Origin of the sequence: Roseovarius pelagicus, assembly GCF_025639885.1 — a bacterium.
GTDB classification, from domain to species: Bacteria; Pseudomonadota; Alphaproteobacteria; order Rhodobacterales; family Rhodobacteraceae; genus Roseovarius; species Roseovarius pelagicus.
On the sequence record NZ_CP106738.1, the window covers coordinates 240,974 to 252,030 of the forward strand.

Sequence of the window (11,057 nt, forward strand, 5' to 3'; positions counted from 1 at the left end):
ATGTCTGAACCCACAGTTTTAGCCATCGTGCTGAATTATCGCACGCCAGAGCTGACCATCAAGGCAACTGCGGCAGCCCTGCGCGAGATGCAGGGTATCAACGGCGAGATCATCGTGGTTGATAACGGATCGGAGGACGACAGCTGCGCGCTGATCTCAGCCGCGATTGATCGTAACGGCTGGGGTGTAGACGGACGTGTATCGCTTGCCCCGTCAGGGCGTAACGGCGGCTTTGGAGCAGGCAATAACTTCGGCATCCGGCAAGGTCTGAGTAACGGCAAAATCCCGGATTTCTACTACATCCTCAATTCAGACGCGTGGCCGGAACGCGGTGCTATCCGCGCATTGCTGAAGGTGATGCAGGACGATAAACGCGCCGGGATCGTCGGCAGCTTTATCCGCGGCGCCGATGGCCCGCCTCATCAAACGGCTTTTCGGTTCCCATCTATTGCTGGCGAGTTCGAGGGCGCTGTGCGTACCGGTGTGGTCTCTCGACTGCTGAAAGACAGTATCGTTCCCATGCCGATCCCTTCAGAGCTGACCCGCGTTGACTGGGTCGCCGGAGCGTCGGCGCTGTTGCGTCGGCGTATGCTCGAGGAGATAGGCCTCTTTGACGAGACGTTCTTTCTGTATTTCGAGGAAACCGACCTGTGTCGACGCGCTGCTCAGGCCGGGTGGCATACGCTTTATGCACCCGCCAGCGAGGTGGTGCACGTGGGGTCGGTCTCGACGGGTATGAGAACCTGGGCGCGCACACCGCAATACTGGTTTGATTCCCGGCGGCACTATTTTGTCAAAAACCATGGTCGGGCCTATGCGGTCGGCGCGACGGTGGCGCGGATCGCAGGCGCGGCGCTTTGGCGCGTGCGCGTTGCATTGTCCAGTCGAGCATTGGGCGACCCGCCGCATTTCTTGCGGGATCTCACGATTCACGCGCTGCGGGGGGTGTTTCGCCGCGACGTGTCTAAATCTGCTGCAACATTGCCCCAACTGACCACGAAGGATGTGAACAATGTTTGAATTTTCATGCATTCTGGTTGGGGATGAAACGCTCTTGATCGGCTGTGGCGAGCAGTTGATCGAGAGGGGTGCGCAGGTGCGCGCCGTAGCCACCCGTGATGCCTCTGTAGGTGCGTGGGCCGAAGGGCATGGTATTCCCACCATGCACGAGATCACCGACATCAAAGATCACATCGCACCGGGGTCTGTGGACTGGCTGTTAAGTATCGCCAACCTGCGCATCATTCCCAAGGATGTGTTGTCTCTACCTGCGCGTGGAGCGGTAAACTTTCACGATGGACCACTGCCCGAACTGGCGGGTCTAAACACGCCGGTCTGGGCGCTGATACAGGGCGCGCAAACCCACGGGATCACTTGGCACCATATGACAGCGGGGATCGACGAAGGCGATATCATCGTTCAGCGTCGCTTTGATATACGTGGGGATGACACGACGCATACGCTCAATGCACGTTGCTATGCCGAAGCGATGGACAGTTTCCCCGAAGTCATGGTCGAGTTGGCCTCAGACACACCGGCGCATCAACCACAAGGTTCGGCGGAACGACAATATTTTGGACTGACTGCGCGTCCCGAGGCCGCCGGGCATCTGGATTTTTCGCAATCTGTGCAGGTTCTGCTGGATTTGGTTCGCGCGCTTGATTTCAGCACGTATTGGAATCCGGTCACAACGGCCAAGATCACCTTGGGCGACACCGTTCTGGCCGTGGGCACCGCCGAGCGTGCAGAAGGAACGGGCCAGTGTGGGCAGGTTTTGGCCCTGACAGATACGATGATCACGGTGGCGGCTCAGGATGGTGCGCTGCGACTGTCTGATTTGCGGGATATGGCGGGGCGTCCGGCAGACCCAAGCGCGCTGTTGCAAGAGGGCGAGCGGATATCGATGCCCGAACCGCTGGAGGCGTTGGATCGTACGATGGCCACGCTGGCGCGGCACGAGGATTTCTGGCGTGCCCGTCTTGCACAAATGACTGCACTGCAAGTGCCGCTGGCAAAGAAGACCGGTCAGAGCCCGGATTGGGTGCCGGTCAATATCCCTGTTGATCCTGAGCTGGATTTTGCCACGCGGATTGCTGTCGTGTCGCAGTGGGCGCTATATGGGAGCGGACAGCAACAGGCAGATTTCGCCTATCACAGTCCGGTTTTGCGTCGCATGGGCACGCAGGACATATACGTCACCCAATGGGTGCCCCTACAATGTGGGGATGCTGAACAGATCGCGTCTCAGCTTGATCAGGCGGAGAAGCATACAGGCTTTGCCTGTGATATTTTCCTGCGTGATCCGGCATTACGGGATGTGAACACACCAGCTGTCGCGATCAGCGATACAGGGCCATTACCCGGTACGGTCGTGACGGTGACGCCGGGTAAAAGCGACACCATGACCCTGCATTTCGATCAGGCACGGCTGAGCGCAGAGGCGATCACGCTTCTACATGCGCGGCTTGAAGCGACGTTACGCAATGACAACCCGCGATCAACAGATGTATCCCTGATCGAGATCTGGAACGAAACCACCACGCCACTGCCTGAAATTCAAACCATCCATCGCGCATTCGCGGCGCAGGTGGCCAAGACACCTGATGCCGTGGCCGTGATCCATGAGGCTGAGGTGCTCAGTTATGCCGCTCTCAATGCGCGTGCGAATGCTGTGGCGGCGACTTTGATCAAAGCAGGCGTGCATCCGGGTGTGAATGTGGGTTTGTGCCTGCGCAGGGGGCCGGGGCTGTTGATCGGGGCACTGGCAATCCTGAAGGCTGGCGGAGCCTATCTGCCGCTTGATCCCGATTACCCGGCTGATCGCCTACAACATTGCCTGACAGACAGCGCCGCGTCCGTTATCCTGACAGAGGCTGCGCTGAAGACCACCCTGCCGATGGGCAACGCTCAGGTTATCATATTGGAAGATACTTCCGGTGTACAGGATGAGGACGTGGATGGCGGGGCAGGGCCGGATGATCTGGCATATCTGATCTATACCTCTGGCTCCACCGGTTTGCCCAAGGGCGTGATGGTCGAGCATCGCAATGTCGCAAACTTCTTTACCGGTATGGACGCATATATCACCCATAGCGAGGGTGACACATGGCTGGCCGTGACCAGCCTGGCGTTTGATATATCGGTGTTAGAGTTGTTCTATACTCTCGCGCGTGGCTACCGCGTGGTGATCGCGGGGGACGAAAATCGTGCCGCCGTCAGCGGTGGCGCTATCCCGGTTTCGGACAAGGGCATGGCCTTTGGCCTCTATTATTGGGGCAACGATGACGGGGCAGGTCCCAAGAAATATGAGCTGCTGTTGGAAGGCGCGAAATTTGCCGATCAAAATGGATTTACATCGCTCTGGACACCCGAGCGGCATTTCCATGCCTTTGGCGGTCCTTATCCAAACCCGGCGGTGACCGGTGCCGCAGTGGCAGCGGTAACCCAGAATCTGAGCGTCCGGGCAGGTAGCTGCGTGGCACCTCTACATCATCCGGCACGCATTGCCGAGGAATGGGCGGTCATTGATAACCTGACCAACGGACGCGCGGGCATTGCGTTTGCGTCGGGCTGGCAGCCGGATGACTTCATCCTTCGCCCCGAGAATACACCACCCCAGAACAAGCCCGCACTCTACGACACATTAGATACCGTACGCGCACTTTGGCGCGGCGATGAGATCGGGTTTCCGACGGCCAAGGGGGATGAACACCGGGTTCTGACCCAACCGCGTCCCGTCTCGCGTGAATTGCCTGTCTGGGTCACGACTGCGGGCAATCCGGCGACGTGGCGCGAGGCCGGGGAACTGGGGGCAAATGTGCTGACGCACCTTTTGGGCCAGAGCATCGACGAGGTGAAATCCAAGATAGAGATATATCACGCGGCCTTGCGAGAGGCCGGGCACGATCCGGATGATTTTCAGGTCACATTGATGCTGCACAGCTACATCGCGGAGGATCGTGAAACCGCACGTCGCATCGCGCGTGAACCGATGAAGGATTATCTGCGCAGTGCCGCGGGCTTGATCAAGCAATATGCTTGGGCCTTTCCAGCCTTCAAGAAGCCCGAAGGCGTCAAGAACGCATTCGAGATGGATCTCGGCGCGCTGGAGGCTGACGAACTGGAAGCAATCCTTGATTTCGCCTTTGAGCGTTATTTCGAGGATGCCGGGCTCTTTGGAACCGTTGAGGACGGCGTTGCGCGGACTGAACAGCTGAAGGCAATTGGCGTGACCGAGATTGCCTGCCTGATTGATTATGGCATTGACACACCCACGGTGATGGATGGGCTGAAATCGCTCGCCGAAGTGCTGCGCCGGGCCAATGTTCCTGTGGCGTTGGAGGAGGATGACTTCTCGATCGCGGCGCAGATTGTGCGCCACGGCGTCACCCATCTGCAATGCACGCCCAGCATGGCGCGGATCATGGCGATGAACACCGAGGCGCGGCATGCCCTCGGAAGGGTTCGCCACCTATACCTTGGCGGTGAGGCATTGCCGGGGGATCTGGTGCGTGATCTGCGCGATGCAACCAAAGCTGAAATTCTAAACATGTACGGCCCGACTGAAACCACGATCTGGTCCTCCGTGGCGAAGGTAGGCACCGATCCCGGCAATGTGGCTGGGATCGGGACGCCGGTGGCCAATACCGAAATGCATGTTCTTGATGCGGATGGTGCGCCGACGCCGATTGGTGTGCCCGGCACACTTTGGATTGGGGGCGCGGGCGTGACGCGGGGCTATTGGCAGCGTGATGACCTCACGGCTGAACGGTTTCGCCCTGTTCCCGCCAGTGGCAGTGCCGCGCGTCTCTACGATACTGGTGATCTGGCTGCGTGGCAGCCGGACGGCACGTTACTGTTCATCGGGCGCGCGGATAATCAGGTCAAGATCCGCGGTCAGCGGATCGAATTGGGGGAGATCGAAGCGTGCCTCAAGACAGTTTCTGGCGTCACCGAAGCCGTGGTCGTAGCGCGAACGGATTCGGATGGTGACACCCGGCTCACGGGGTACATTACCGCGTCTGCCGCAGTGCCTGAAATGATGTTGCGTCCGCACCTGCAACGGCAGTTGCCAGCAGTAATGGTACCCACGCATTTGATGCAGATCGAAAGATTTCCGCTGACGCCGAACAAGAAAATTGACCGCAATGCGCTGCCCGAACCAAGCGTAAAAGTTGCGCCGCCAGCTGCTGCCAATGTCACGCAGGCACCTGCATCGGATGTGGGGCGCATCGTGGCGGGCGTTTGGTCCGGGATCCTCGGGGTGGGAGCCATCGGAATACGCGATAATTTCTTTGATCTTGGCGGGCATTCACTGTTGGCGGTACAGGCACACAGAGATATTCGCGCGGCACTCGGCAATGCACGATTGACCATCACCGACGTTTTCCGTTTCCCCGTCTTCGGGGATCTCGTGGCACATCTGGAAGCCGCAGAACCCACACAAATATCGCAGCCAGAACCAGACGATGCGCCGGACCGGGCCACCACGATGTCCAAGCGGCGCGCGATGCGGGCGGGCCGGGGGGCAAAGCAATGATTGCCCTCAATGCCCAGACCGCCGCACCTCTGCGCAATGACCTCTCGATCGAAGCCGAGGTACGACAGATGTTCGGGCCGCGGGTCGCGGTATCGGTCACCGACCCTCGTAATCCCAAAGCGCCTTTGTGGCCCGCCGAGGCCGTCGCGATGACGCGTGCGACCTCTGCGCGCAAGTCTGAGTTTGCATCGGGGCGCGCTGCGGCACGACATGCGATGCAGTCGCTCGGGCATGCACCGCAGGCGGTACCCTGCGGTGCAGATCGCGCGCCTGTCTGGCCGCGCGGACTGACTGGTAGCATCAGTCACACGACGGGGGTTTGTATCGCTATTGTAGGCGAAACCGGTTCATTGCGCAGCGTTGGGGTGGATGTTGAGGATGACAGCCCGCTGGACGATGATCTGATCCCGTCCGTCTGCACGCTGGCGGAACGTGCATGGCTGGCGATCCAACCCGAGGCCATGCGCGGCAATCTTGCCAAGTTGATCTTTTCGGCCAAGGAATGTGCCTATAAATGTCAGTTTGCAGTCACGGGAACACTCTTTGATTTTGACACCTTGGAAATCACCCCTGACATAGACACCGGGCAGTTCGAGGCCACATTCACCCGTGATATTGCCCCTTTCGAGGCGGGGACGTGCTTTCACGGCAGGTTCACAGTTTGCCAAGGCGTGATCGTTACGGCGATGGTCCTTGCACGCAGCCCGCGCTGGACAATGCAGGGCCAATGAGCATGCATGTCCGCATCGGAATAGACGCAGGTGATATGGTATGCGGGGACGCATGATGATTTGGGCCATCTGCGGATTGGCCGCGCTGTCGATCGCACTGGTGGTAAGCTGGCGGGGACTTCGCAGCAATTTGCCATCGGCTGAGGTCGTGGCGGCTGCCTATTCGGTGCCTTTGCCTGCTCCGGCCGATCCGTTGCGAGTGTTTCACCTCGGTCATAGTTTGGTCGGACGCGACATGCCCGCCATGCTGGCGCAACTGGCCGGTGACGGACATCAGTACGATAGCCAGCTAGGCTGGGGCACGTCGCTAAAGGAACATTGGGAACCGGATACGCCAATCAATGGTTTCGAGACCGAGAACGCGCATCCCCATTTTCGCGATGCGCGCGACGCGATCGGATCAGGTGATTACGATGCGGTGATCCTGACGGAGATGATCGAGATCAAGGATGCGATCAAATATCACGAGAGCGCGGCCTATCTGGGAAAATGGGCTGCACTCGCACGTCAGGCCAGCCCGGCACCGCAGCTCTACCTGTATGAAACCTGGCATAATCTTGACGATCCCAAGGGGTGGCTGACACGCATCGATGCGGATCTGTCAAACCACTGGGAGAACGCACTGCTGCTGCAAATCCTAGAGCCCGATGCAGCACATTCGCCGATGCGAGTCATTCCTGCGGGGCAGGTGTTGGCGCGCTTTGTGCGCAGCGTCGAGGCGATGGGGGGCATGGTCGCAATGCAAGGGCGCGAGGATCTCTTTCAGCGGCGTGATGATGGAACACTTGATACGATCCATCTGAACGATCTAGGCGCTTATCTGGTGGCCTTGACGCATTACGCAGTGCTCTACCACCGCTCGCCGGTCGGGTTGCCCTATCAACTGCAACGGGCGGACGGCAGTGCCGCAGACGCGCCAGAACTGCAAGTCGCAGAGTTGATGCAGCAAACTGTTTGGGAGGTTGTGACAGGCTACCCAAAGACCGGGGTGGCGCCATGACACTGACACGGCGCGATTTCGGTGCACTTGCACTCAGCCCCTTGGCCGCAGCGGCGTTACCGGGCTGGGCGCAGCCTGTGTCACAGCCAATGGCGATGAACCTTGCACCAGTGACGGATTGGGCGACGCAGCAACCATTTCTGGACATCATGAAAACTGCGCGGCGTTGGATCGGACATCTCCCGGGCCAATGGGGTGGCGTCGAGTTTGACGCATTGGCGGCACGTGGCATTTTCGACGCGCAAGGGTGGCCCAAAGAAATACCCTCCGACCTAGGGTCGATTGGTACGCTTGTCCTGACGGATCTGCCAGAGGATGCCGATCTGGCTGGGCGCTATGTTCTGCGGTTTGACGGCAGCGGTATCGTCGAGGTCGCTGGGCGGGCGACAAACAAGCGGTATGGCAAAGGTGAAATCAGCTTTGATTTCACTCCCGGGCCGGGGCCCGTCGAAATCCGCATTCAGCGCAGCGATCGGCGCGGTACAGGCGATTATATACGCAACATCACAGTCACGCGCGCCGAAGATCGGGCGGCGTTTGAGGAAGGTCGTGTTTTTCGCACGGGTTTCCTCGACATGCTGCGCGGTTGCACTGCGTTGCGGTTCATGGACTGGATGAATACCAACGATTCCCGGCAGGGTGACTGGAACGCACGGCCAAAGCCAACAGACTTTTCTTATACGCGCCTAGGAATTCCAGCTGAAGTGATGATTGATCTGGCGAACACGCTGGAATGCGACGCGTGGTTCAACATGCCACATCTGGCAGAAGATACCTATCTGCGGGCCTTCGCCGAACTGGTGAAGGCAGGGCTTGCGCCGTCGCGCCGCGTCTATGTAGAGCAATCCAACGAGGTCTGGAACTGGCAATTCGAGCAGACAGAATGGGCCGATGCCCAAGCCGAGGCACGTTGGGGGCAGGAACATCGTGGCGCGCAGTTTCACGGGATGCGCGCAGCACATGTTGCGCGGATCTGGGCTGAGATATTCAATGGCGCAGATCGCACCCGGCTGATCAATGTCATTGCCACGCAAACCGGTTGGCTGGGGTTGGAGCGGGATATTTTGGGCGCGCCGCTCTATGTGGCCGAAAATCCAGCGCAGAACCTGCCGCCGCATACGGTGTTCGATGCCTATGCTGTCACCGGATACTTCGGGCACTCGCTGGGGACCGATCGACGTGCTGACCTGATGCATGACTGGCTGGATCAAAGCCGCGCCAAAGCGGAGGATGAGGCTGTGTCAATGGGCCTAACGGGCGCTGCGCTGTCGGATCATGTCACGGCACACCAGTACGATCAGGCGGTGATGCTGGCTGCTGCGGAATTGCGCGATGGTAGCGTAACGGGGCAGGCGGAGGATTCCATCGCCGATCTGCTGGGGCGCGTGCTGCCCTATCACGCAGGCGTCGCCGCCGAACATGACCTGCAATTGCTGATGTATGAGGGTGGCACACATGTGGTCGGGATCGGCTCTCAGGTCGAGGATATCGCGCTGACGGCGTTTTTTACTCATCTGAACTATACCCCCCAGATGGGTGCGCTTTATGACACGTTGCTGGCGGGATGGTTCGATCTGACGGGCGGAATTTTCAGCCACTATGCCGACATGCAGGCCCCTGGGAAATGGGGCAGTTGGGGCGCACTGCGTTATCCCGGTGATACCAATCCGCGCTGGGATGCTATCGCGCGGCTGCTATGAATACGCCACTTGCCGCCAGCGTGATCGTGCCAGCGCACAACGAAGCGGCGTATTTGGGCGATTGTCTGAACGCGGTACTGGCATCTGATCTGGGTCACGCGCAGATCGAGATATTGGTGGTTGCCAATGGCTGCACTGACAGCACCGCGCGCATCGCGCGGGATATCGGCGTTCGGGCGCCGGTTCCGCTACATGTGATTGAGACGCCCCAAGGGGGGAAGTTGCATGCCTTGCGTTTGGGGGACGAGGCGGCGCTGTATGGCACTCGAATATACTTGGATGCTGACGTTGTTGTGAGCCACGGGTTGATCGCTGAATTGATCAGCGTTCTGGCCGTCGAGGTGCCGCGCTACGCCAGCGGAGTCCCCCGGATTGCACGCGCGCGTGACGTCGTGACAAGAGCCTACGCGCGGTTTTGGCAGACGCTCCCCTTTGTTCAACAGAACGCGCCGGGATTTGGCGCCTTTGCGGTGAATGGTGCAGGACGCGCGCGCTGGGGGAATTGGCCCGACATCATCTCGGATGATACTTTCGTAAGGTTGCAGTTTACTCCGAAAGAGCGGGTGCGGGTGGAACACACCTATTGCTGGCCGATGGTCGAGGGCTTTGCCAACCTCGTGCGCGTCAGGCGGCGGCAGGATCGCGGGGTGGCGGAGATCGCCGAGCGGTATCCGCAGCTTTTGACCAACGATGATAAGGATGGCTTGGGTGTTGGTGGCATCGTGCGTCGCGCGTTCCGCGACCCTATAGGATTTATGGCCTATATCGGCGTGGCGTTGGCCACGAAACTACCCGGTCGAGGTGGCTGGGTACGCGGGCGGTGACCTATGTAGGGTTGACGTCTTTAGCGCGTTGGTGAACGGGCCGCACGCATCGCTGTGGCCAGTTTTGCGGCCTCTACCTCGACATCATGCCTTGCCAACACGCGCTTGCGGCCGGCTGCGCCCATCTTGTTGCGGTCCGAAGGTGAGAGGTTTGCCAACTCCTCTACCGCGTTGACAAGCGCATCAACATCGCCCGCTGGAACCAGCCAGCCGGTTTTACCGTCCTGCACCAACTCGGGCGTGCCCGCGATGTAGGTGGCGATCACTGGCCGGGCAGCGGCCATAGCCTCCATCACGACCATCGGCAGACCTTCGGCAAAGCTGGGCATGATCAACGCGTGGCTGGCTGCCAATGCATCGCGCACGCCCGCCTCATCCAGCCAGCCGGAAAAGGTAATGTTTCTACTTAATCCTGCCTCCTGCACCGCGGTTTCCAGATCACGCCGCATTGGGCCATCGCCGATCAGCGTCAGGTGTATCTCTGGGTGCCGGGCGACCAATCGCGTCCATGCAGGGATCAGTACCATCTGGCCTTTCTGCTCGACAAATCGGCCAATCGCGACGAAGGATAGCCCGTGCTCGGGCAGCGGTGTCTGGTTCGCAAACCGGGCGGGCACGATCCCGCAATGCACAACTCTGATGCGGTCCCAGTGATCGAAATCCACCCAGCGGCACAGCTGACTGCGGCCGAATTGGCTGATGGCAATGGTAAAGGCGGAATTTGCGATTTTGCTACCCAGCGACAGGGCGCGCGGCGCATCGAACTCTTCCGGTCCGTGAACCGTGAAAGAATAGCTTGGTCCGCCCAACAGATGGGCCAACATCGCTACGGTTGCCGCATTTGTGCCAAAATGTGCGTGGATATGCTCGGTGCTTTCAGCTGTGCAGCGGTGGGCTACATAGGCCGCCTCGACGAGGTAAATGAAGTGACGCAATCGACCAACCTCGGACACACCGCCCATGCGCCAGGCGTGGCTTATTGCGACCATTGCGGATCGGGGTTGCGTCAGCAGAATCCGAAGTACGGCACCGAACAACGCCAAAACACCAGCCTGCAATACGTAGTCCGTTCTCGTGGCTTCAGCTTTGTCCTCGGCGTCGACCAGCGGCACATCTGCAGCGCGCATCGCAAGACGGGAAATCTGAAATCCCTGACGCTCAAGCGCCTGCAATTCTCGGCGAATGAAGCTATGCGAAGGCTGCGGATAGGTGTTGAGGATGTAGGCGATTTTCAAAGGCGAATGGTTCCGGAGTTGAGTGTTG

At 59.5% G+C, this 11,057-nt stretch carries 7 protein-coding genes; 6 read left to right on the forward strand and 1 reads right to left on the reverse strand.

Going from position 1 to position 11,057, the window contains the following annotated elements; genetic code table 11:
• From N7U68_RS02200 to N7U68_RS02225, 6 genes are read left to right on the forward strand one after another with little or no spacing between them, the layout of a single operon-like run.
• Positions 1 to 1,020, forward strand: a complete 1,020-nt coding sequence (locus tag N7U68_RS02200; RefSeq protein WP_263048093.1) for a glycosyltransferase — start codon at positions 1 to 3, stop codon at positions 1,018 to 1,020.
• Complete coding sequence (locus N7U68_RS02205) at positions 1,013 to 5,539, forward strand: MupA/Atu3671 family FMN-dependent luciferase-like monooxygenase (protein WP_263048094.1); 4,527 nt, start codon at positions 1,013 to 1,015, stop codon at positions 5,537 to 5,539. The genes N7U68_RS02200 and N7U68_RS02205 overlap by 8 nt, the downstream gene beginning before the upstream one ends.
• Complete coding sequence (locus tag N7U68_RS02210) at positions 5,536 to 6,270, forward strand: 4'-phosphopantetheinyl transferase family protein (RefSeq protein WP_241188173.1); 735 nt, start codon at positions 5,536 to 5,538, stop codon at positions 6,268 to 6,270. The genes N7U68_RS02205 and N7U68_RS02210 overlap by 4 nt, the downstream gene beginning before the upstream one ends.
• 55 nt (positions 6,271 to 6,325) lie before the next feature.
• Positions 6,326 to 7,270, forward strand: coding sequence for a hypothetical protein (locus tag N7U68_RS02215; RefSeq protein ID WP_373322988.1), 945 nt, complete (start codon positions 6,326 to 6,328; stop codon positions 7,268 to 7,270).
• The gene (locus tag N7U68_RS02220; RefSeq protein ID WP_263048096.1) at positions 7,267 to 8,970 is read left to right on the forward strand and encodes a hypothetical protein; all 1,704 of its coding nucleotides are present in this window, start codon (positions 7,267 to 7,269) and stop codon (positions 8,968 to 8,970) included. The genes N7U68_RS02215 and N7U68_RS02220 overlap by 4 nt, the downstream gene beginning before the upstream one ends.
• Positions 8,967 to 9,794 carry a glycosyltransferase family 2 protein gene (locus N7U68_RS02225; RefSeq protein ID WP_263048097.1) on the forward strand — a complete coding sequence of 276 codons (828 nt, stop codon included), beginning with the start codon at positions 8,967 to 8,969 and terminating at the stop codon, positions 9,792 to 9,794. The genes N7U68_RS02220 and N7U68_RS02225 overlap by 4 nt, the downstream gene beginning before the upstream one ends.
• Positions 9,795 to 9,814: 20 nt before the next feature.
• On the opposite strand, the gene N7U68_RS02230 is transcribed toward N7U68_RS02225, so the two are convergent.
• Entirely contained in the window at positions 9,815 to 11,029 is a 1,215-nt protein-coding gene (locus tag N7U68_RS02230; protein ID WP_263048098.1) for a glycosyltransferase, read from the reverse strand.
• Positions 11,030 to 11,057: the final 28 nt, after the last annotated feature.

Excerpts from the sequence above, each read along its gene's own strand:
- N7U68_RS02200 (WP_263048093.1), top strand. The coding sequence starts at position 1 with ATGTCTGAACCCACAGTTTTAGCCATCGTGCTGAATTATCGCACGCCA.
- N7U68_RS02205 (WP_263048094.1), top strand. The coding sequence starts at position 1,013 with ATGTTTGAATTTTCATGCATTCTGGTTGGGGATGAAACGCTCTTGATC.
- N7U68_RS02210 (WP_241188173.1), top strand. The coding sequence starts at position 5,536 with ATGATTGCCCTCAATGCCCAGACCGCCGCACCTCTGCGCAATGACCTC.
- N7U68_RS02215 (WP_373322988.1), top strand. The coding sequence starts at position 6,326 with ATGATTTGGGCCATCTGCGGATTGGCCGCGCTGTCGATCGCACTGGTG.
- N7U68_RS02220 (WP_263048096.1), top strand. The coding sequence starts at position 7,267 with ATGACACTGACACGGCGCGATTTCGGTGCACTTGCACTCAGCCCCTTG.
- N7U68_RS02225 (WP_263048097.1), top strand. The coding sequence starts at position 8,967 with ATGAATACGCCACTTGCCGCCAGCGTGATCGTGCCAGCGCACAACGAA.